19 protein-coding genes and 2 pseudogenes are annotated in these 22,016 nt (G+C 58.3%); 12 read left to right on the top strand and 9 right to left on the bottom strand.

Annotated elements, in window-relative coordinates:
* Positions 1-83: 83 nt before the first annotated feature.
* Both B9P63_RS11285 and B9P63_RS11280 read right to left on the bottom strand, forming a co-directional pair.
* Positions 84-341, bottom strand: coding sequence for a hypothetical protein (locus B9P63_RS11285; RefSeq protein ID WP_139816255.1), 258 nt, complete (start codon positions 339-341; stop codon positions 84-86).
* A gap of 148 nt (positions 342-489) precedes the next feature.
* The gene (locus B9P63_RS11280) at positions 490-2,310 is read right to left on the bottom strand and encodes an extracellular solute-binding protein (protein ID WP_085308795.1); all 1,821 of its coding nucleotides are present in this window, start codon (positions 2,308-2,310) and stop codon (positions 490-492) included.
* Positions 2,311-2,640: 330 nt separating this feature from the next.
* On the opposite strand from B9P63_RS11280, the gene B9P63_RS11275 reads away from it, so the two are divergent.
* Positions 2,641-3,414: a 3-hydroxybutyrate dehydrogenase gene (locus B9P63_RS11275; protein WP_085308793.1), complete on the top strand. Its 774-nt coding sequence runs from the start codon at positions 2,641-2,643 to the stop codon at positions 3,412-3,414.
* 111 nt (positions 3,415-3,525) lie between these two features.
* Here the strand turns inward: B9P63_RS11275 and B9P63_RS11270 are convergent, their stop codons facing one another.
* From B9P63_RS11270 to B9P63_RS11250, 5 genes are all read right to left on the bottom strand, one after another.
* Entirely contained in the window at positions 3,526-4,830 is a 1,305-nt protein-coding gene (locus B9P63_RS11270; protein ID WP_085308792.1) for an ABC transporter permease subunit, read from the bottom strand.
* Positions 4,827-5,837 carry a branched-chain amino acid ABC transporter permease gene (locus tag B9P63_RS11265; protein WP_085309222.1) on the bottom strand — a complete coding sequence of 337 codons (1,011 nt, stop codon included), beginning with the start codon at positions 5,835-5,837 and terminating at the stop codon, positions 4,827-4,829. Before B9P63_RS11265 ends, B9P63_RS11270 begins: the two co-directional genes overlap by 4 nt.
* On the bottom strand, positions 5,837-6,184 hold the full coding sequence (locus B9P63_RS11260) for a hypothetical protein (protein WP_139816254.1): 348 nt from the start codon (positions 6,182-6,184) through the stop codon (positions 5,837-5,839). The genes B9P63_RS11265 and B9P63_RS11260 overlap by 1 nt, the downstream gene beginning before the upstream one ends.
* An 11-nt stretch (positions 6,185-6,195) precedes the next feature.
* Positions 6,196-6,909, bottom strand: a complete 714-nt coding sequence (locus B9P63_RS11255) for an ABC transporter ATP-binding protein (protein ID WP_085308788.1) — start codon at positions 6,907-6,909, stop codon at positions 6,196-6,198.
* Positions 6,910-6,993: 84 nt separating this feature from the next.
* Positions 6,994-7,770, bottom strand: a complete 777-nt coding sequence (locus tag B9P63_RS11250; RefSeq protein WP_085308786.1) for an ABC transporter ATP-binding protein — start codon at positions 7,768-7,770, stop codon at positions 6,994-6,996.
* Between the two features lie 268 nt (positions 7,771-8,038).
* On the opposite strand from B9P63_RS11250, the gene B9P63_RS11245 reads away from it, so the two are divergent.
* On the top strand, positions 8,039-9,130 hold the full coding sequence (locus B9P63_RS11245) for a PQQ-dependent sugar dehydrogenase (protein ID WP_085308784.1): 1,092 nt from the start codon (positions 8,039-8,041) through the stop codon (positions 9,128-9,130).
* Positions 9,131-9,225: 95 nt separating this feature from the next.
* Here the strand turns inward: B9P63_RS11245 and B9P63_RS11240 are convergent, their stop codons facing one another.
* Positions 9,226-10,230 carry a GlxA family transcriptional regulator gene (locus tag B9P63_RS11240; protein WP_085308783.1) on the bottom strand — a complete coding sequence of 335 codons (1,005 nt, stop codon included), beginning with the start codon at positions 10,228-10,230 and terminating at the stop codon, positions 9,226-9,228.
* Positions 10,231-10,432: 202 nt separating this feature from the next.
* Between B9P63_RS11240 and B9P63_RS11235 the strand changes: the two genes are divergently transcribed.
* On the top strand, positions 10,433-11,800 hold the full coding sequence (locus B9P63_RS11235; protein ID WP_085308780.1) for a class II 3-deoxy-7-phosphoheptulonate synthase: 1,368 nt from the start codon (positions 10,433-10,435) through the stop codon (positions 11,798-11,800).
* A 79-nt stretch (positions 11,801-11,879) separates the two neighbouring features.
* Here B9P63_RS11235 and B9P63_RS11230 read toward each other — a convergent pair whose 3' ends face one another.
* Entirely contained in the window at positions 11,880-12,653 is a 774-nt protein-coding gene (locus B9P63_RS11230) for a PAS domain-containing protein (protein ID WP_085308778.1), read from the bottom strand.
* A gap of 266 nt (positions 12,654-12,919) precedes the next feature.
* On the opposite strand from B9P63_RS11230, the gene B9P63_RS11225 reads away from it, so the two are divergent.
* The 9 genes and pseudogenes from B9P63_RS11225 (at position 12,920) to pstB (ending at position 22,014) form a co-directional block, all read left to right on the top strand.
* Positions 12,920-13,810, top strand: coding sequence for a YicC/YloC family endoribonuclease (locus B9P63_RS11225; RefSeq protein WP_085308776.1), 891 nt, complete (start codon positions 12,920-12,922; stop codon positions 13,808-13,810).
* Between the two features lie 3 nt (positions 13,811-13,813).
* Entirely contained in the window at positions 13,814-14,455 is a 642-nt protein-coding gene (gmk, locus tag B9P63_RS11220) for a guanylate kinase (RefSeq protein ID WP_085308774.1), read from the top strand.
* Positions 14,452-14,973, top strand: a complete 522-nt coding sequence (locus B9P63_RS11215; RefSeq protein WP_085308772.1) for a gamma carbonic anhydrase family protein — start codon at positions 14,452-14,454, stop codon at positions 14,971-14,973. Before gmk ends, B9P63_RS11215 begins: the two co-directional genes overlap by 4 nt.
* A 1-nt stretch (position 14,974) precedes the next feature.
* Entirely contained in the window at positions 14,975-16,159 is a 1,185-nt protein-coding gene (locus B9P63_RS11210; protein ID WP_085308770.1) for a trans-sulfuration enzyme family protein, read from the top strand.
* A gap of 4 nt (positions 16,160-16,163) precedes the next feature.
* Positions 16,164-17,216 (top strand): ATP-binding protein, encoded by a 1,053-nt coding sequence (locus tag B9P63_RS11205; RefSeq protein ID WP_085308768.1) that lies wholly within the window; start codon positions 16,164-16,166, stop codon positions 17,214-17,216.
* 115 nt (positions 17,217-17,331) lie between these two features.
* Positions 17,332-18,381 (top strand): annotated as a pseudogene (locus tag B9P63_RS11200) (substrate-binding domain-containing protein).
* Positions 18,382-18,447: 66 nt separating this feature from the next.
* Positions 18,448-19,906, top strand: a pseudogene (pstC, locus tag B9P63_RS11195) (phosphate ABC transporter permease subunit PstC).
* Positions 19,903-21,228, top strand: a complete 1,326-nt coding sequence (gene pstA, locus B9P63_RS11190) for a phosphate ABC transporter permease PstA (protein WP_085308766.1) — start codon at positions 19,903-19,905, stop codon at positions 21,226-21,228. Before pstC ends, pstA begins: the two are co-directional and overlap by 4 nt.
* A gap of 24 nt (positions 21,229-21,252) precedes the next feature.
* Positions 21,253-22,014, top strand: a complete 762-nt coding sequence (gene pstB, locus B9P63_RS11185) for a phosphate ABC transporter ATP-binding protein PstB (RefSeq protein ID WP_217806507.1) — start codon at positions 21,253-21,255, stop codon at positions 22,012-22,014.
* Positions 22,015-22,016 lie beyond the last annotated feature (2 nt).

Raw genomic sequence — 22,016 nt, 5'->3', positions numbered from 1 at the left:
CGTGAACAGTATTGCCCCGAAAATATCGAAAAGCGCCGCGGCGGCCATGCCAAACATGCCGGATCGCATAATGCGTGCGTGCGCTACCCTGCCTCCAGCAAGGCCGTGTCATGGGCGCGAAGATCGGCTGTATCTCGCGCCAGTCCCTGCACGTGCATCCAGTCTTCGATTTCCTCGCGCGCTTCGCGTTCGGTCAAATCATGACTGCGCGCCAGCACGCGGGTCATTTCGACGGGTTCGTGTTTCGCCGTCGTCAACGCGTCTGCATCGGCATCGGGAAACCGCTGTATCAGCGCGCGCATATGCGCGTTCCAGTTGCTCGCCAAATCATTCCAGGTCATTCGGTGCTCCAAGTGCATGCGTTGCCATCGCCCATTGATATCTTGTAAAATCCACCAGCTTCAAAATGTGGCCAGTGCTCGTTTGTGACACTCTGTCAGACGAATCTTACAATTGCGTTACTTGTCCATGGTTTTCCGCTGCACCTGCTTAATTGTCCTGCCACCACCAGACCCCTGGCAAGAAGCCAAGCCAGTCGCCGTAGATCGGCAAGGTCTCGGGGAAACGCAGCTGTTTGGCGTGTGCGACATTGCTATAGGGCCATTGATAGAGCGGTATGAAATAGCGCCCCGAAATCAGGATGCGGTCCAGTGCACGGCTTGCGGCGATGAAATCCTCCTGCGACGTCGCGCCAAGGATCGCGTCTACCATCGCCTCTGCCGCAGGCACGTCCATGCCCATCCAGTTGCGCCGACCCGGCGTGTCTACGCCCTCGCGGCCCCAATAAAGCATCTGTTCATTGCCGGGGCTAAGCGACAGGCCGATGCGATAATAGGTCATGTCGAAATCATATGTTGCCGTGCGCTCGGTATATTGCGCGTCATCGGTCGCTGAAATCTGCACGGCAATGCCAAGTCGTTCGAGCGCTTGGCCATAGATATCCATGATCGCCTGATTTTCCTGATTGCCCTGACGCAGCAGCACCTCGAAGGAAAGCTGCTTGCCGCCCGGTCCGATCATCTTGCCATCCTGCACACTATAGCCTGCATCTTGCAGCAACTTCATCGCCGCGCGGATGTTTTTGCGATTGCGCGCCGAGCCGTCGGCGACGGGTAATGTATAGCCGTTCATCGCGCCGGGGAGCAGATCGGGTGCGTAGGGCGCAAGCAGTTCAGCGACCTTGCCTGTTGCCGCACCCTCTTGCAGGCCCAGCACGGAGTTGGAGAAATACGAGCTGATCCGCGGCTGACGCCCGCCTGTCAGCGTGTCATTGATAAACTCGAAGTTGAACGCATGGATCATCGCATCGCGCACACGCCAGTCATCAAAGGGCGCGCGCCGCGTGTTCATCACGAATCCCGTCATGCCCGTTGGGCGTTGATGCGGGATGGCTGATTTGATCACATCGCCGCGCTCTGCGGCGGGGAAATTATACTGGGTCTCCCATTTTTCGGCATTGTTTTCGCGCATCATGTTCAGCTCGCCGGCTTTGAACGCCTCGAACAGAACCGCGCTGTCGCCATAAAACTCCATGCGGATTTCATCGAGGTTCATGGTTCCGCGCCGGAACGGCACGTTCTTGCCCCAATACTCGGGATTGCGGCGCAGCGTGAGCGAGCGGCCGGGGTCCACATCACTGATCACATAGGGCGAGGAGGAGATCGGGATTTCATCGAGCGTGGAATTGGCAAAATCCTTGCCCTGCCACTGCGCTTTTTTCAGGATCGGGCGCAGGCCCGCGATCAGGGCAAGTTCGCGGTTGGCCTCGTTGAAGGTGATGCGCACGCTGCGCGGGCCTGTGGCCTCTATCGTTTCAATCTTTGCCCAAAGCCCACGATAGCGCGGATGACCGACGGTGCCGAGGGTTTCATAGGACCAGATCACATCCTCGACCGTCACAGGGCTGCCATCGGAAAAGCTGGCCTCCTTGCGCAGAGTGAATTCGACCCATGTCCGATTCGGGTCCGTCTCCACCGATTCGGCCAAAAGTCCGTAAAGCGTGAAGGGCTCGCCGTAAGATCGGCCCATTAAACTTTCATAGGCAAGGCTGCGAAGCTGCCAGGGAACGGAGCCTTTGCGAATGTGCGGGTTGAGCGAATCGAAGCTGCCCACTTCGCCAAAACTTATCCGTCCGCCTTTGGGGGCGTCGGGGTTGGCGTAGGGCAAGGACACAAAATCGTGTGGCAGGGCGGGCGCGCCATACATAGCTATGCCATGGCTTGGCTGTGATGCAAGCTGGACGGGCATTACACAAACCGCAAATATTAAGGCTAAGGGGCGCAATCTGCGCGCGAAAAACAGTGATCTCATTTGGTAAACAATCCCTTAAATGCCTAGCCTGTGGATAAAAACCGTAACGGTGCTTTCACCACTTATCAAACTTTTCCCTTGGAGTACGGCGCGTTAACGCTTATAACTAACTCACTGCTCGATAGGTTTCTTGCCTGTATGAAACCTGCCTCAATAACTTAACCCCAGCTTCGTGCTGGGGTTTTTTTTGTCTTATCGACAGGTGCGATGGCGTTGTTCCCAAAATATGAAGGTGGCGTTGAAACAGCCGTTTGCCCCTTATTTTGCGGGCGCAGCATGTTATGTTACTGGCCAATACCGTCTTGAAACCAGAAGAGAAAGAGGTGGGCTATGTCACTGAATGGAAAAACCGCGGTCATCACAGGATCAAATTCGGGAATCGGTCTGGGAATCGCACGCGAGATGGCCAAGGCGGGTGCCAATGTCGTGCTGAATTCCTTCACGGACCGCGAAGAAGACCACGCCATTGCCGCAGCAATCGCCAAAGAGCATGGCGTCGAGGCGCGCTATATTCAGTCGGACATGTCCAAGGGCGATCAATGCCGCGCGCTGATCGCGGCGGCAGGAGTTTGCGATATCCTGATCAACAACGCTGGCATTCAATATGTTGCGCCGATCGATGAGTTTCCGGTGGATAAATGGGATGCGATCATCGCGATCAACATGTCCTCGGCCTTTCACACGACGGCTGCTGCACTGCCACTGATGCGCGCGGCAGGCTGGGGCCGGGTGATCAACATCGCCTCTGCGCACGGGCTGACAGCATCGCCGTTCAAATCGGCCTATATCGCTGCAAAACACGGCGTGGTCGGCATGACGAAATCTGTCGCGCTTGAAACCGCTGAGGAACCAATCACGGCCAATGCGATTTGTCCGGGCTATGTTTTGACGCCGCTTGTGGAAGCGCAGATTCCCGCGACGATGAAGGAATACGGCATGTCGCGCGAGGATGTGATCAAGAATGTCATGCTCAAGCGTCAGCCCTCCAAGGAATTCGCAACGGTGGAGCAGTTGGGTGGTACAGCGGTGTTCCTGGCCTCGGATGCCGCGGCGCAGATTACGGGCACGACGATTTCCGTCGATGGCGGCTGGACCGCGCTTTAATCGGGGCAAAAATTCTTAGCCAAGAATTTTGCCGCCTAGAAATAGCAAACGCCGGTCCAATAGGGCCGGCGTTTGGAATTTGAGTTTAATTGGCAAGATGAAGCGGATGCGTCATTTCTCCGGGATCAGGCCTCGCGGGCTGAAGCGCAGCACCAGAAGCAGCACGAGGCCCATGGTCAGCAAGCGCATATGCGCTGCGCTTTCCAGCAGGTGTTCCTTGAGCGCATTGCCATCGGCCATGCCTGCGGTGATCCAGCTCATGAGCCAGTGGCCAAGGGGTTCGACCTGAATCCACAGGAACCAGATCAGGAAGCCGCCGAGTACAGCGCCAAAGTTATTGCCAGAGCCGCCCACTATCACCATCACCCAGACAAGGAATGTGAAGCGCAGGGGTTGGTAGGTGCCGGGGATGAGTTGGCCATCGAGGGTGGTCATCATAGCGCCGGCAAGGCCGCAAATGGCGCTGCCGAGGATGAAGACCTGCAAGTGGCGCGCGGTGACGTCCTTGCCCATGGCTTCGGCCGCGACTTCATTATCACGGATCGCCCGCAGCATGCGCCCCCAAGGGCTTTTAAGCGCGAGCTGCGCCATGACCAGCAGAACGACCAGCACTGCGGCGAAGAGCACGGAGTAATTGGCCTTCACAAAAAGCGTAGAGGCTTCGACCGCGTCGATGCCAAGCCAGGATGCGCGCTCCACAAAGGCGGGGGAGTTTTGCAGATCGACCTCATAGGGCACGGGGCGTTCAAGCCCGGCTACATTCTTGACCCCGCGTGTCAGCCAGTCCTCGTTCTTGAGGATCGCAATGGTGATTTCTGCAATGCCCAGCGTCGCGATCGCGAGATAGTCCGAGCGCAGTCCCAGCGCCGTCTTGCCAATCACCCAAGCCGCGCCTGCCGCAAGCAGACCGCCCACAGGCCAGGACAGCATGATCGGCAGGCCAAGCCCGCCAAGAAAGCCCGTGGCCGCAGGGTTGACGCTTTCAATCGCCAGTACAGAGGGATCAAAGAGCGCGCGAAACAGCAAGAACCCGCCAAGCAGCACAGTGAGCATCGCCAGCGTGCGCGCGCGCGAATGCGCTTTGCGCTTCATGATCATCGTCGCCAACACGATCGTCGCAGCGCCCGTCAAAAGCGCGACAATCACGCCAAAACCACCCGCGCGCCAAGCCTCGCCCACAGGCGCGTGCGAGACGAGAACCGCAGCAAGGCCGCCCAAAGCCACGAAGCCCATGACACCCACGTTGAACAGGCCCGCAAAGCCCCATTGCAAATTCACGCCCAGCGCCATGATCGCGGAGATCAGGCACATGTTGACCAGCCCAAGCGCCGTGTTCCAGCTCTCGCTCATCCCCGTATAGAGCAAAAGCAGGCCCATGACGGCGAACAATCCGATGTTTTTCAAAGGTAGGGTCATACCGCTTTCCCCGCAAACAGACCTGTTGGTTTGAACAGCAGCACGATCAGCAAGATCACGAAGGAGACCGCGAATTTGTAATCAGTGCTCAAAAGCTGCACGAGACTGTCCGGTTCAAGGTTTTCCGGCACCAGATAGGTCAGCACTTTTTTCCACGCATAGGTGATGGTGATCTCCGAAAACGCAATGACGAAGCCACCGGTGATCGCGCCGATGGGGCTGCCAAGGCCGCCCACGATCGCAGAGGCGAAAATCGGCAAAAGCAGTTGGAAATAAGTGAAGGCCTTGAAGCTCTTGTCGAGGCCATAAAGAACGCCTGCCGTCGTCGCCAGCGCTGCCACGATCAGCCAGGTGTACATCACCACGCGCTCCGGATTGATGCCTGACAGCAGCGCCAGATCTTCATTGTCAGAATAGGCGCGCATGGATTTTCCAGTGCGCGTGCGATTGAGAAACCAGAACAGCAGCGCCACGACGATCACGGCGGTGATCACGGTGATGCCTTGGGATGTCTTGATCGCCAAACCTTCGCGCAGGCCGGACCATGCCTTGAATTCGCGTGCGTTGACGATAAAGCGCTCACCATCGGCAAAACGCTGCTCGCCCGGGCCTATCGCGAAACGCACCAAGCCGTTCATGATGAACATAACGCCCATGGAGACAATAACGAGGATCACGGGTTTTGCCTTTTGTTGGCGGTAAAAGCGATAAACGAAGCGATCGGTGAACAGCACCAGCGCCATGCAGCCAAGGATTCCGAAGGGCAGGGCGAGCAGGGCCGTAGGAAGGGGGCCAAGACTGATGCCCATGGACTGCATCCACCAGGTCACGAAGATGGTAAACATAGCACCCGCTGCCATGGTGTCGCCATGGGCAAAGTTGGAGAAGCGCAGGATACCGTAAATCAAGGTGACACCCAGTGCTCCTAGTGCCAGTTGCGAGCCGTAGGCGATCGCGGGGACCAGCACGAAATTGGAAAGCGCGACGACCGCGTTGAGAAAATCAATCATGAATGTGCCTCGCAAGTGCCGGAATATCGTGCTGAAAAATCTGGGCTATGAAGCGTGTAGTGCGCGCGACCGTCCCGATAGAGGCTAAACAGCCCGACCACAGTGTCTTGAACGCTTGAAACAAACGCCATCTGCGCTGGGTCATCCAAGACGGCAACTTCGCTCATGGGCCGCTCTCCGGCGATGTCAGAGAGAAGGAACTGATTGCCCAGTTTACCAAGCCCAAGCCTATATGTCTTTTCTGTGCAGGCTTCGGCGTCAAGGCATTTTGACGTCATAACGCATTCCCAGCTTTGTGCCACAAGCGTATCGGCGAATGTGCAAAATGCCAAACTGGCTGTCATCGCGTGCATCCTCATCCCCCCAGAAAACTCTTGCGCACTTCGGGGTTGGCCAACAGCGCCTTGCCTGTGTCGGTAAACGCATTGCGACCCTGCACCAGAACATAACCCTTGTCTGCAATCTCAAGGGCTTGGCGGGCGTTCTGCTCGACCATCAGGATCGAAATTCCTGTGCGCGCCACCTCGATGATGCGATCAAACAACTCGTCCATCACGATAGGCGAGACACCCGCCGTCGGCTCGTCAAGCATCAAGACCTGCGGCTGGGTCATCAACGCGCGCCCTACGGCGACCTGCTGACGTTGCCCACCGGACAATTCACCCGCGGCCTGCAAACGCTTTTCCTTGAGGACCGGGAATAACTCATAGACCTGCGCCATGGTCTGCGCAAAATCATCGTGCCGGATAAAGGCTCCCATCTCCAGGTTCTCTTCTACCGTCAGCGATGTGAAGATATTCGAGGTCTGCGGCACAAAACCCATACCCTTGCCAACCCGCGCCTGCGGCGTGAGCTTGGTGATGTCCTCACCGTTCAAACGCACTGCGCCCCCGCGCAGATTGAGCATGCCGAAGACCGCCTTCATTGCCGTGGATTTGCCAGCGCCGTTCGGTCCGACGATCACAGCGATCTCACCCTTTTCGACCGCCAAAGTGCAGTCATGTAAAATATCCGCGCCGCTGCCGTAGCCGCCGGTCATGTTCTCACCAATCAGAAACGGCTCAGCCACGGCTCCATTCCTTCTCTGGTCCCAAAATACCTCGGGGGAGCGCCCGTGGCGCGGGGGCAGAGCCCCCCAAACCGTTAGCCAACATCAAGCGCTCTCCTTATTCTTGAGACCCGTGCCAAGATAAGCCTCGATCACCTGTTCATTGGCTTTGATCTGCTCGATCGTGCCGGTGGCCAATTCCTTGCCCTCGGCCATGACGATCACCGGATCACACAGCCGTCCAATGAATTCCATGTCATGCTCGATCATGCAAAACGTGTACCCGCGCTCTTGGTTAAGCCGTAAAATCGCATCGCCAATGGTGTTAAGCAGCGTGCGGTTCACGCCCGCGCCCACTTCGTCCAGAAACACGATGCGCGCATCGACCATCATGGTGCGGCCCAGCTCGAGCAGCTTCTTTTGACCGCCCGACAGGTTGCCCGCTTTCTCGTCCGAGAGATGCTCAACAGTTAAAAACTCCAGCACTTCGTCGGCTTTCGCCGCCAATGCGCGCTCTTCCTCGGCAATCCGTTTGCGCCCGAACCATGTGTTCCATAGCGTTTCCCCCGATTGCGCAGCCGGCACCATCATCAGGTTCTCGCGGCAACTCATCGATGAAAACTCGTGGGCGATCTGGAATGTGCGCAAGAGGCCCTTGTGGAACAACTCATGCGGCGGCAGGCCGGTGATCTCTTCACCCGCCATAAACACGCGTCCAGATGTGGGCGGCAGAACACCCGCGATCACGTTGAACAGCGTGGTCTTTCCGGCACCATTCGGGCCTACAAGGCCGGTGATCGACCCCTCTGCAATCTCAAGCGATGCACCATCGACAGCATGAAAGCCGCCAAAGTGCTTGTGCAGGTTTTCAACCCTGATCAAGACGTACCCCCCGTTCCCAAAGCGTCTTTGCGCGCTTCATATCTGTGCCCGCAGCCTCGTGCATGTCGCTCGCCGGCGCTGCTTCAAGGTGCAAGTTAACGCTGGACCCTATGCGCGAGGGGCGCATTTGAAAAGCCCTGACGCAGCAGCCGCTAGAAGATTTTGTGCAGATTTGTTGCGCCCTTCTTATCGTGGCTGCAATCTGGACAAATGAAAATGCGATCATATTTGAACTGTTAAGACGTAAATCCTCTCGGGAGTCCCGCCAATGCCCCTCACGCGCCGCGCCTTCACTTTGTCCGCCACATCCCTCGCCTTGCTCGCGCCGTCCCTTGCGGGTGCTCAAGCTGGCTCCAAGATTACGATGATGGCCAACGGCTTTGACGAACCCTGGGCCTTGGGCTTCACCCCGGATGGCATATTGGTGACAGAACGCGAGGGGCGTTTGATCTACCTCTCGGGCGGTGCGCGCCGCGCCGTCTTGGGCCTACCGGTGATTGCGGCGAACGGGCAGGGCGGCCTGCTCGATCTGTTGATCCCGCGCGATTTTGCCCGCAGCAAGACGCTCTTCATGACCTACGCCAAACCGCAAGGACGCGGTGAAGGCACAGCCGTGATGCGCGCGGTGTTCGATCCTGCCAGCGCCAGCCTCAGCGCGCTCGAGACGATTTTCGAAATCAGCAAAGGGTCCAGCGGCGGCTTTCACTTTGGCTCGCGCATCGTGGAAGCGCGCGATGGCACGCTCTTCGTCTCCGTCGGGGATCGCGGTAATGACGCCTCGGCCCAAAACCTAAGCATGCACAACGGCAGCATTCTGCGCATCACCAAGGACGGCGCTGCGCCCGCTGACAACCCGTTCACCAACACGGCAAACGCGCGCAATGAAATCTGGTCCTACGGGCATCGCAACCCCCAAGGCATGACGCTTGATCTGGACGGCCGCCTCTGGGCCCACGAGCACGGTGCGCGCGGGGGCGATGAAGTGAACCGCATCACCAAAGGCGCGAATTACGGCTGGCCGGTGATTTCCTACGGCACGCAATACTCGGGGCGCAAGATCGGAGAGGGCACTGCAAAAGACGGCTTGGAGCAACCAGTGCACTACTGGGACCCCTCCATCGCGCCCTCGGGCTACATGATTTATTCGGGCAAGCTCTGGCCTCAATGGCGCGGACATCATTTTGTTGGCAGCCTCAAGTTCGACTATATTGCGCGGCTCTCGGGCAGCCCCTTGAGCGAAGTCGCCCAGATCAAATCCGTTGAAACAGAGCGCATCCGCGATATCCGCGAGGCGCCGGATGGCTCTATCTGGTTTCTCTCCGTCGGCAATGGCGCGCTTTACAAGATAACGCCCGATTAGGCGTATGCTTCATCTTGCCAAGTAAACTCTCGCCGCAGGCGAAATAAATTTCTCCAAAAGGAATTTTCAAAACTTTTTCGTAAAAGTTTTCGCCTCTAAATCGACAAACGAGCCGCTTGTGATCCGCGTTCGCGGTAGGGGGTGGTATCATAGTGCGCGCGATAGCATTTGGAGAAATGCGAGGGCGAAGCAAAGCCGCAGGCCAGCGCCACGTTGATTACGCTCATATCCGTCTGCATCAGCAGGTTTCGCGCCTTTTGCAGCCGTAGCTCCATATAATAGCGCTTGGGCGAGCGGTTGAGGTAGCGGCGGAACAGACGCTCGAGCTGGCGCGTGGACATGCTGACGTCCTTGGCCAGAACCGACGGGCTGATCGGCTCTTCGATATTGCTCTCCATCATTTGGATGACTGCACTCAGCTTGGGGTGACGCACGCCGATGCGCGTGGGCACGGACAAGCGCTGCGTGTCCTGATCGGTGCGAATAGAGGAATAGATCAACTGATCTGCGACCGCATTCGCGAGGTCCTCGCCATGATCATCCGCGATCAGCTTGAGCATCAGATCAATCGAAGACGTTCCGCCCGCAGTGGTCAAGCGATTGCCATCCACCACAAAGACAGATTTCGTCAACTCGACCTCGTCGAATTCTTCCAGAAAACTATCCTGATTTTCCCAATGGATCGTTGCGCGTTTGCCATCGAGCATGCCCGCCTTGGCCAGCGTGTACGAGGCAGTGCATAGCCCCCCGACCACAAGCCCGCGGCGTGCTTCACGGCGCAGCCAGTTTAGCAGTTTCTTGGTCGTGGCATATTGGATATTGATCCCGCCGCACAGCATTACGGTGTCATCGCGGGTAAGCTCGCTCAACTCGCCATCCAGCTTGAATTCCGTGCCGCCGGAACACACGGCGCTCACACCGCCCTCGCCAATCAAGCGCCAGCTATAAAGATCTTTTCCAGAAAGACGGTTCGCAATGCGCAAACTTTCCAGCGCCGCCGAAAAGGACAGCAGCGTGAAATCATGCAAAAGCACGAACACGAAACGACGGGGTTTGTCGGTTTCGGTCTCTACTTCTACCTTTACGTCATCTGGCATCATAGACGATTATTCCTTACATGCGCAGGCTGCGCGCTTAATTTCGGCCTAAATATAATGGGGGGTTCAGCGCCTATTCAGGTTCTCCACCTTGATCGCATCGGCGCACCAAGGTCAAGAGACGCTGGCGCTTTAGCGTCTGGTCATACAGCAAAGGGACGGATATAAACCCGCTTCCAAGCTAACCCTTCGCAGGAGACAACAGATGAGCGATTGGCAGAAATCGGACTGGCGCACCAAGCCACGGGTCCAAATGCCCGAGTATACCGACGCGGCGGCACTGTCCGCAGTCGAGGGGCAGCTTTCTGCTTATCCACCGCTGGTTTTTGCAGGCGAAGCACGCAAGTTGAAAAAGCAACTGGGCGCAGCTGCGCGCGGCGAGGCGTTTTTGCTTCAAGGCGGGGACTGCGCCGAGAGCTTTGAGCAATTCAGCGCAGATGGCATTCGCGACACGTTTAAAGTGATGTTGCAAATGGCGATGGTGCTGACGTTCGGGGCCAAAGTGCCCGTGGTCAAAGTTGGCCGTATGGCTGGCCAGTTCGCCAAGCCGCGCTCGGCCAATACCGAAACCATCAACGGTCTGGAGCTGCCAAGCTACCGCGGTGATATCATCAACGAGCTGGCCTTTACCCCAGAGGCGCGACTCCCCGATCCCAAGAAAATGCTGCAAGCCTACACTCAGGCCGCCGCCACGCTGAACCTGCTGCGCGCCTTTTCGACGGGCGGCTATGCGGATGTGCATCAAGTGCATTCCTGGACGCTCGGATTTACCGAGGGCGAGAAGGCGGCGAAATACCGCGAGCTTGCCAACCGCATCAGCGACGCGCTCGATTTCATGAAGGCCGCAGGCCTTGATAGCGAGCATGAGCCGTCCTTGCAGACCGTCGATTTCTACACATCACACGAATCCCTGCTGCTTGAGTATGAAGAGGCACTGTGCCGTCTGGACAGCACCTCCGGTAAATGGCTCGCGGGCTCCGGTCACATGATCTGGATCGGCGATCGCACGCGCCAGCCTGACGGCGCCCATGTGGAATTCGCCTGTGGCGTTCTCAATCCCATCGGCCTGAAATGTGGTCCCACGACCACGGCGGATGATCTCAAAGTGTTGATGGCCAAGCTTAATCCCGAAAACGAGGCAGGCCGCCTGACCCTGATCGCGCGTTTCGGCGCGGGCAATGTGGGCGAGCATTTGCCGCGTTTGATCAAAGCGGTAAACGAGGAAGGTGCAAACGTCCTTTGGACCTGCGATCCGATGCACGGCAATACGATCAAATCCTCTACGGGCTATAAAACCCGCCCCTTCGAGAGCGTACTGCGCGAAGTGCGCGAGTTCTTTGGCGTGCACGGCGCAGAGGGCACGATCCCGGGCGGCGTGCATTTCGAGATGACGGGTCAAGACGTGACCGAATGTACGGGCGGCGTGCGGGCGGTCAGCGACGAGGATCTCTCGGATCGCTATCACACGGCCTGCGATCCGCGCCTGAACGCCAGTCAATCGCTGGAACTTGCGTTCTTGGTGGCGGAAGAGCTGTCTGCGCGCCGCGAAAGCGTGGCTGTCAAAGCGGGCTGATCGCAATCAGTCGCAGCTATTTAGATACGAAAAACGCCCCACTTTGGTGGGGCTTTTTTCTGCGACTATGGCTGTAACTTCAATCGTTCGACACAACGAGGCGCAAACCGCCGCGGCTTATCAGTGATTTTTCCTGCGGCTGTTCTTGTGCAGACGTATCCGCGCGCCTTGACGAGCGAAAGGTCATGGGGGCTTCGGCAAACGCGTAGCCCGGCGTTGACGGCGCGGCTTCGCGCGGTGTGAAGGGATTATGCGCAGGGCGCGCTTGCGGGGCGTTGCCGCTTAGCTTAGAGCGGCGCAGCGACGTCACCTCGAAACGGCGCGGTGCCTTGCCAAGGCCGCCCGCGATATCAAGGCAGCCAACGAGGCGCGAAATGTTGCCCTCGCCGTCGCTCATCGGCAGCAGCAAAAGGCGCGCGCGGATCGGTTTGCGCCCGAAACTGCGCCGTGCGCTAAGTTCTAAAATTACCATCGCAGGGCTGGCAAAAAGATCTCGGGTCGCTTCGCCAAGCGCATCGCGCGAAGCCGGATCAAAAAAGGCAGTGATCGGCATGCCGCGCACATCCATACCAAGCGCGTCGTTCATCACCGAGCCTGCGACGCGAATACGTGCGACCGAGGGCGCAACCTTTTCTGCGACGAATGTGCAGGCTAGCGTCTGCTCGATCCCGCGCGGATCGAATTCGCTGCGCGCAGGCATTTGACGGGTCCCGCGCAGCGCTTCCCAATAGGCCTGTAGATCACGGCAAGCGGGAAAATTGAGCGGCGCATCGTCTGCGCCCTCGTTGCGGCCAAGGGTGATAACATTGCTGAACGCAGAGCGGATTGGAAGAAGGGGGGTGTCAGTTGTCATGCGCTTGCGACCTTTACTTTGAAACCGGATAAGCCTTGGCACCGACACGCCGCGATGGAGGAGATGCTTGCTCGATTTGATTAAACTTATGGGAACGAAGGTTACTGAAGCCTTAATAGCGCAAGTTCCTCGAAAAATTGAGGCAATTGTGCCAGATTGGTTAATCCTGCGCTGGCCAGTGCGCAGCGGATAACTTGCACGGCTAAACTTGCACTGGTCGCCGCATTTGGCTTAGGTGCGCACAGCAATCAAAAAGAGGCACCGACATGCTCACTTCCATGACAGGGTTCGCCGCGCGCACAGGGCGCGCTGATGGGTTTTCATGGAGTTGGGAGCTACGCTCGGTCAATGGCAAAGGCTTTGATCTGCGCTTTCGTATGCCGGACTGGCTTGGCGCCTTGGAGGCGGATTTGCGCAAGCAGATCGGCGCAGGCGCCGCACGCGGCTCGATCAGCCTGAACCTGCGCATCGCGCGCGAGGCGGGTGAAAACGCGGTTGAGATCAATCCCGATGCCCTGAACCGCGTGCTGGAGGCGATTGCCCAGATCGAGGAGCGCGCAGGCGCAACGGGCGTGAACTTGACCCCCGCAAGCGCCAGCGATGTCATGAATTTTCGCGGCGTCATGGATGCACCGCAAAACCGCGAGGCCAGCGATGAGCTGCTGAACGCGCTGCGCGCCGATATCGCGCCGCTGCTCGAGAGCTTTAACGCAATGCGCCACGCGGAAGGGGCATCGCTCGAGGCGGTGCTCTCCCGCCAACTCGGCGAGATAGAAACGCTCACTCTCAAGGCGCAGGGCTTGCTCTCTGAGCGCGCCGATGAAATGCGCACCAGCTTTGAAGAGGCCATCGCCCGCGTCATGGGCGCGCGCGCCGATATGGACGAGGCCCGCATCGCGCAAGAAATAGCGGTGCTTGCGGTCAAATCCGACATCACCGAAGAGATTGACCGCCTGCACGCCCATATAAAGGGCGCGCGCGATCTGATGGCCAGCGGCGATCCAGTGGGCCGCAAGTTCGATTTTCTGTGTCAGGAATTCAACCGAGAGGCCAACACGCTCTGCTCCAAAGCGCAAAACGCGGCGCTGACAGAGATTGGCCTCGCGCTTAAGGTGCTGATCGATCAAATGCGCGAACAAGTGCAGAATGTGGAGTAACTCATGAGCGATAGACGCGGCCTTTTGATCATTCTTTCTTCGCCCTCGGGCGCGGGTAAATCCACGCTAGCCGGGCGTTTGCGCGCTTGGGACGATAGTGTGCGCTTTTCCGTCTCCGCCACCACACGCGCGCCCCGCGAGGGCGAAGTAGATGGGCAGGATTACCATTTTATCAGCGAGCCGGAGTTCAAGAACGCTGTGGCCGACGGCGGTATGCTCGAGCACGCTCATGTCTTTGGTAATTTCTACGGCTCACCCAAAGGCCCCGTACAGGCCGCGATCGAGGCGGGGCAGGACGTGCTCTTTGATATCGACTGGCAGGGCGCGCAACAAATTCGCAACTCTGCGCTGGGGCAGAATACACTGTCGATCTTCCTGCTTCCGCCCTCGATCACCGAGCTGCACCGCCGCCTTGTCAGCCGCGCCAAGGACAGCGAAGAAATCATCGAGCGGCGCATGTCCAAAAGCTGGGACGAGATTTCGCATTGGGACGGCTATGATTTCGTGCTGGTCAATGATGATCTGGATCGCACGGAAGAACAGCTAAAGACCATTATCACCGCCACGCGCCTGCGCCGCAGCCAGCAGCCCGATCTGAACGAACATGTGCGCGCCCTGCAAAGCCAATTCGAGGATATATCATGACCCTTTATGCCCTTGGCGATAAACGCCCCGACGTTGATGATGACACATGGATTGCGCCTGATGCCAACGTGATCGGCCAAGTGGTGATGGAGGCGGGCGCCTCTGTCTGGTTCGGCGCGACCATCCGTGCAGATCACGAGGTGATCCACATCGGCGCAGGCACCAACGTGCAGGAAAGCACGGTCATGCACATCGATCGCGGTTATCCCTTGACCATCGGTGCGGGCTGCACGATTGGCCATAAGGTCATGCTGCATGGCTGCACAATCGGCGAGAATTCCCTGATCGGTATGGGCGCAACGGTTCTGAACGGGGCCACGATCGGCAAGAATTGCCTTATCGGCGCGGGGGCGCTGATTACCGAGAATAAGGTGATCCCCGATGGTTCTCTCGTTATGGGCGCACCAGGCAAGGTTGTGCGTCAGCTAGATGAGCAAGGGATTGCCGCGCTCAAGGCTTCAGCAGAGCACTACATGGAAAACATGCGCCATTTTCGCGACAATTTGAAAGCACTTTAAGATGAAGAAAGCCAAAGACACATTGATCCGCCCTGTCGGGTATCCCCAAAGCCTGAGCACGCCCATCGTAACGCCGCTGAGCACCGCCGTTGCCTTTGCCTCAAACACGCCCGACGAGCTGGATGCGCAATACGAGGGGCGCGAGCAGGGGTTCACCTATGCGCGCGAGGGCCATCCCAACGCCTCGGTTCTGGCGCAGCGCATTGATGCGCTTGAGGGGGTCTCTGGCGGCATCGTGACCTCATCGGGCATGTCGGCCGTCTTTGCGGCGCTGGCGGCTTTGCTCGATGCGGGGGGGCATGTGATCGGCGGCGATCAGCTTTATGGCCGTTCCTTGCGCTTGATGAAAGAAGACCTGCCGCGCCTCGGGATTGAAACCTCACTGGCCGATCCGACCGATGCACGCGCCTTTGCCAAGGCGATTCAGCCGAACACCAAAGCAGTGCTGGTGGAGGTAGTTTCCAACCCCACGCTGCGGGTTGCGGATATGGAGGGGATTGCCGCGCTTTGCGCCGAGAAGGGTATCCTTTTGATGGTCGACAACACCTTCACCACGCCGCGCGCGTACCGTCCGTTCGATCACGGTGCGGATGTGGTGATCCATTCGGTCACCAAGCTGCTGGCGGGGCATTCGGACGTGACGCTGGGCTATGTGGCTGCCAAGGACGCGGCTTTGCAAAAGAAGCTCTATGATTTTGCTGTCACCACGGGCCTCACCGCAAGCCCGTTTGATTGCTGGCTGGCCGAACGCGGCCTTGCCACCTTCGATCTGCGCTTCGAGCGCGCGCAATCCAATGCGGTCGCGCTGGCGGATCATCTGGCCGGGCTGCCCGGCGTCAAACGTGTGCTCTATCCGATGCGCCGCGATCATCCCGATCATGCCCGCGCGAATGCGCTGCTGGGCGGTCGGGGCTGCAATATGGTGAGTTTCGAGGTGGAGGGCGGACGCGCCGCCGCCAACGCCTTGGCGCGCGCCGCTGAGGGCATCGCCTTTGCGCCGACGCTGGGCGATGTGGGCACGACGCTGAGCCATGCCGCCAGTTCTTCGCACCGCGCTTTGACGCCATCTGCGCGCGAAGCCCTCGGAATGAGCGAGGGGTTCTTTCGCGTCTCCGTCGGACTGGAGGATAGCGCGGCCTTGAACTCTGTCTTTACAAATGCGGTGCAGGCCGCAGCGAAGGCTTAGGAAAATGTCCAGCGCGCAGATCGAAGCCCTGATCGGCGCGCTGCCAATGCCAGCCCTTTTTATAGACAGAGGCGAGCACATTATTGCCTCGAATATATCTGCAAAAAACATTCTAGGTGAGGGGCTTACGGGGCGTAATTATATCACAGCATTAAGGCAGCCAGCCGTGTTGAGCGCGATCGAGCGTTGTATGCAAAGCGAAATGGACACGCGCGCACGCTACCTTGGCAGTGACGGGCCCAAGGACACCAGTTTCGAGCTGCGCTGCGCCTATGTCACGGCCCAAGGCCTGACCGGCGCGCTGGTCACTTTCACCGATGTGACCGATCTGGAGCAGACCAACCAGATGCGCCGTGATTTCGTCGCCAACGTCAGCCATGAGCTGCGCACACCTTTGACCTCCGTGATCGGCTTTATCGAAACGCTGCAAGGGCCAGCCAAGGACGACGCGGCGGCGCAGACGCGTTTCCTAGGGATCATGGCACGCGAAACGGCGCGCATGAACCGTTTGGTGGATGAACTTCTCTCGCTCTCGCGCGTGGAAAGCGACGCGCGCAAACGCCCGACGCAGCAAGTGGACCTTGCTGCGCTGCTTGGCTCGGTGGTGCATACGTTGGGCGCTCTGGCCGAAGATTCGCAGGGTGCGTTGACGCTTGCGATCCTGCCGGATGCAGAGGATCTATCGCTAGCTGCGGATGCGGACCAGTTGCGGCAGGTGTTTACCAATCTGATTGAGAACGCCGTAAAATATGGCGGCGCCGGGGTGAAGGTTGCCGTGACGCTGCACGGCCCGCGCTTTGAGCCGCGTTTGCGCAGGCAGAGCGCGCGCATTTCGGTGCGTGACACGGGCGTAGGATTCGATCCGGTGCATATCCCGCGCCTGACCGAGCGATTCTATCGCATCGACAGTCACAGAAGCCGCGAAATGGGCGGTGCGGGACTTGGCCTTGCCATCGTGAAGCACATTTTAAACCGTCATCGCGGACGTTTGGAGGTGCATAGCGCGCTTGGGCAAGGCTCTGAATTTATTGTTGTTTTGCCGCTAAGTAATGACTGAGGGATGAAATATCATAGCGATCCAGACATCTGTCATAAAACTTTTACAAACCTGTCACAAAATCTCGGTTCAAACGGCTTAGCCAATAGGCATCGAAAGCAAACAGGAGACAGTGATGTCCTTCTTCAAGAACAGCGTATCCCTAACCGTATCCGCGCTGGCGCTCAGCGCCGCAGCCAGTTCCGCCTCTGCGCGCGATCAGGTGCAGATCGCAGGCTCCTCTACGGTTCTGCCCTAGGCCTCCATTGTGGCCGAAGCGTTTGGCGAGAACTTTGATTATCCAACGCCTGTGGTTGAATCCGGTGGCTCTTCTGCGGGTCTCAAGCGGTTCTGCGAGGGCGTGGGCGAGAACACGATCGACATCGCCAATGCCTCGCGCTAGATCAAGCCAAGCGAAATTGAAGTTTGCGTTGCCAATGGCGTAACGGAGATTATCGAAGTGCGTATCGGCTATGACGGCATCGTCTTCGCTTCCGAAAAGGCGGGCAATGAATTCGGCTTTACACCGTCTGATTGGTACGGCGCGCTAGCCGAGCAGGTCATGGTAGACGGCGCATTGGCCGCCAACCCTAACAAGACGTGGGCAGATGTGAACGCCGCACTTCCTGTGCAGAATTTGCAAGCCTTCATCCCCGGCACAAAGCACGGCACGCGTGAAGTTTTCGAAGACAAAGTACTGATCGCAGGCTGCGAGCAGACTGGCGCATTCGAAGCGTTCATGGCGGCCAACGGCGGTGACAAAAAGGCGGCAGAGAAATCCTGCATCACCCTGCGCAGCGACGGGGTTTCGGTTGATATCGATGGCGATTACACCGAGACTTTGGCCCGCATCCAGAGCAACAAAGACGGTATCGGCGTGTTCGGCCTCGCGTTTTACGAGAACAACACCGACAAGCTGCGCGTGGCGACGATGGGCGGTGTGGTGCCAAGCGTAGAGAGCATTTCCAGCGGTGAATACCCCGTGTCGCGCCCTTTGTTTATCTATGTTAAACAAGCGCATATCGGTGTAATCCCCGGCCTTAAGGACTTTGCGGAATTCTTCGTTCTGGACGAGATCGCAGGTGAGGACGGCCCGCTGGCGGAATACGGGCTTGTGGCCGATCCTGAACTGGCAGCGACGCAGGAAGTGATTGCGAACGAGGCGGTTCTCGATCTGAACATGTAAACACCTAACGGGGTGCGGCGCAGGCTTATCACAGCCTGCGCCGCTCTTCGCTTTTCTGGAGGTCTTATGCCCGCATTCTGGCTCACTGTGATCGTTCTGGCCCTTGCCGCGCTCGCAGCATACTTGGGACGCGCCCGCGCGCTTGGCGCTGCGGGGGGGGATGTGCGCAAGCTACATTCCCTGCCGAAGTATTATGGCAGTTTCGCTGCGCTTAGCACGGCTTTGCCAGCAATTGGCGTCCTTGCCGTATGGCTGATCGCGCAGCCCATGTTGATTGAGCGCAGCGTCGCTGCGATGCTTCCGGTGGACAGCGCAAGCGAGGGGGCGGACGCCTCGCTGATGATGAGCGATGTGCGCCGTGTGTCCGAAGGATTGAGCCTTGCAGTGGCCGCGGGAAGCCTCAGCGAAGCGCAGGCCGGGTCGGCACTGACGGGGCTGCGCGAGACTTTGAACGACGTCGGTATCGCGCTTGGCGGCGATATCGTGCCAGAGGTTTTGCAAGCGGCGCAACGCTACCGCGCGGCAGATATGCGCGCAGATTTCTGGCGTATGCTGGCGGTTCTGATGCTTGCGGGGGCTGGTCTGGCCTTTGCGCTGAGCAAGATCGACCCCGAGTTTCGTGCACGCAATGGGGTCGAGCGCGTGGTGCTGGCGCTGCTGATGACCGCAGCCTCGCTGGCGATTTTGACGACGCTGGGCATCGTTCTGTCGATGATCTTCGAGACGCGCAATTTCTTTGGGCTGCACAGCTGGAAGGACTTCTTTTTTGGCGTGAAATGGGCTCCGAATTTTCGCGGTGACAGTGATCTGTCGATCCTGCCGCTACTTTGGGGGACAATCTACATCTCCATCATCGCGCTGCTTGTGTCGGTGCCCATCGGCTTGTTCGCTGCGATTTTTCTCAGTGAATATGCGGGTCCGAAGACGCGCGGCGTGGCCAAGCCGCTGCTTGAAATTCTTGCTGGTATTCCGACCATCGTCTATGGCCTGTTTGCGTTGCTGACGGTAGGACCTCTGCTTTTGCGCACGTTTGGCGGCGGCGGCTATCTTGGCGTCGATTGGATGAGCGGCGCGACGGCGGTTTTGACGGCGCGTGATGGGCATCATGCTGATCCCTTTCGTATCCTCCCTGTCTGATGATATTATCAACGCGGTGCCGCAGAGCATGCGCGACGGCTCGCTCGGGCTGGGTGCGACGAAATCCGAGACGATCCGACAGGTGGTCATTCCCGCCGCATTGCCCGGCATTGTCGGCGCGATCTTGCTGGCCGCAAGCCGCGCTATCGGCGAGACGATGATCGTAGTTTTAGGGGCAGGGGCGATTGCCAAGTTTTCCGCCAATCCGCTTGAGGCGATGACCACAATCACCACCCGTATCGTAAGCCAGCTTACCGGAGACGGCGATTTCGCCAGCCCCGAGACGCTGGTCGCGTTTGCCCTCGGCCTCACGCTTTTTGTGTTGACCCTTGGCCTTAACATTATCGCGCTTTACATCGTGCGCACATATCGGGAGCAATACGAATGAGCGATCCTGTGACATCCTCGTTATTGTCCGTCGATGCGCGCACGCGCAAACGCAACGCGGCAGAAAAGCGGTTCCGTTTTTACGGGCTAAGCGCGATTGGCGCAGGGCTGGCGATGCTGGTGCTTTTGCTGGTGACAATCTTTGGCAACGGTCTTGGCGCGTTCCAGCAGACCTTTATCACGCTCAATGTGCCGCTTCTGGAGGGCAAGCTGGACAAGTCCGGTGAGCGCGATCTGGAGAAGATCAAGAAGGTGTCCACCTTCGGGTACGCGCCCCTGATGGTACAGGCGATGGAGGATGCGCTGGCCGCAAATGGCATCGAGACAGAGTTGAAGGGCAAAAAGCAGGCGGCGCTTTTGTCGAAAAGTGCAGCCGCTGATTTACGCGATTTCGTTATCAATGATCCGAGCATGATCGGCAAAACGGTCGCGTTCACTTTTCTCGCCAATTCGCGCGTCGATGGTTATCTGAAGGAACGCGTGACGCGGGAAAGCATTGCGGACGACAAGAGCATTGATGCGGAGCAGCTTGATCTGGTTGATGCACTGGTGGTGGCAGGCGTCATTGAAAAGCGCTTTAACCTTGCGTTTATCACTGGTGCAGATGCCTCTGATGCGCGCCCCGAGGCCGCTGGCATGGGCGTGGCGATGATGGGCAGTTTCTTCATGATGCTGGTGGTTTTGGCGCTGGCATTACCGATTGGCGTGGCTGCGTCGATCTACCTTGAGGAATTCGCTCCAAAGAACTGGATCACCGATATCATCGAGGTGAATATCTCGAACCTGGCGGCAGTCCCCTCGATCGTGTTTGGTATCCTTGGGCTTGCAGTGTTTATCAATTACATGCACTTGCCGCAATCTGCGCCGCTGGTGGGTGGGTTTGTTCTGACGCTGATGACACTGCCGACGATTATCATCTCGACGCGCGCGTCCTTGAAAGCGGTGCCGCCCAGCATCCGCGATGCCGCGCTCGGGGTTGGCGCGTCCAAGATGCAGAGCGTGTTTCACCATGTTCTCCCGCTTGCCGCGCCAGGCATTCTGACAGGGACGATTATTGGCCTTGCGCAGGCACTGGGGGAAACCGCGCCGCTTTTGCTCATCGGGATGATCGGATACATTGCTTCCAACGCGCCCGATAGCGTGGCCAGCGGCCTGCTGGATCCCAACTCAGCCATGCCTGCGCAAATTTATGAGTGGGCCAAGCGCGCCGATCCGGCATTTTACGAGCGTGCATGGGGCGGAATTATCATTCTTCTGGCCTTCCTCGTTACGATGAATACGATTGCGGTTCTTCTGCGCCGCCGTTTTGAACGCCGCTGGTAGGGCGCTGATATGAAAGACGTAACCATGAACAAGATCAAGATTTCTGCCAATAATGTGCAGGTCTATTACGGCGACAACCATGCGATCAAAGACGTGGATGTGCAGATCGAGGACAAGACGGTGACGGCCTTTATCGGCCCCTCCGGCTGTGGCAAGTCAACGTTTCTGCGCTGCTTGAACCGGATGAACGACACGATCGACATTTGCCGCGTCACGGGTGATATCGCGATTGACGGCGAGGACATTTATGACCGCCGCGTTGATCCGGTGCAACTGCGCGCCAAAGTGGGGATGGTGTTCCAGAAACCCAACCCGTTCCCGAAATCGATCTATGACAATGTCGCTTACGGCCCGCGTATTCACGGGCTGTCTCGCTCCAAGGCGGAGCTTGACGAGATCGTTGAAAAATCCCTGCGCCGCGCCGCGATTTGGAATGAGGTAAAGGACCGCCTTAGCGCGCCCGGCACCGGCCTGTCGGGTGGCCAACAACAGCGACTTTGCATCGCGCGCGCCATCGCGACCGCGCCCGAGGTTTTGCTGATGGACGAGCCATGCTCTGCGCTTGACCCGATTGCGACGGCGCAGGTCGAGGAACTTATCGACGAGCTGCGTCAGAGCTTTGCAGTGGTGATCGTGACCCATTCGATGCAGCAGGCCGCGCGTGTGTCGCAGAATACCGCCTTCTTCCACCTTGGCAGCCTCGTGGAATATGGCGACACCGATACGATTTTCACGAGCCCCAGCGATCCACGCACGGAAAGCTATATCACTGGACGGATTGGATAACC

Source organism: Planktotalea arctica (assembly GCF_002105285.1).
GTDB classification, from domain to species: domain Bacteria; phylum Pseudomonadota; class Alphaproteobacteria; order Rhodobacterales; family Rhodobacteraceae; genus Planktotalea; species Planktotalea arctica.
This window is presented reverse-complemented; position numbering and strand designations above follow the sequence as displayed.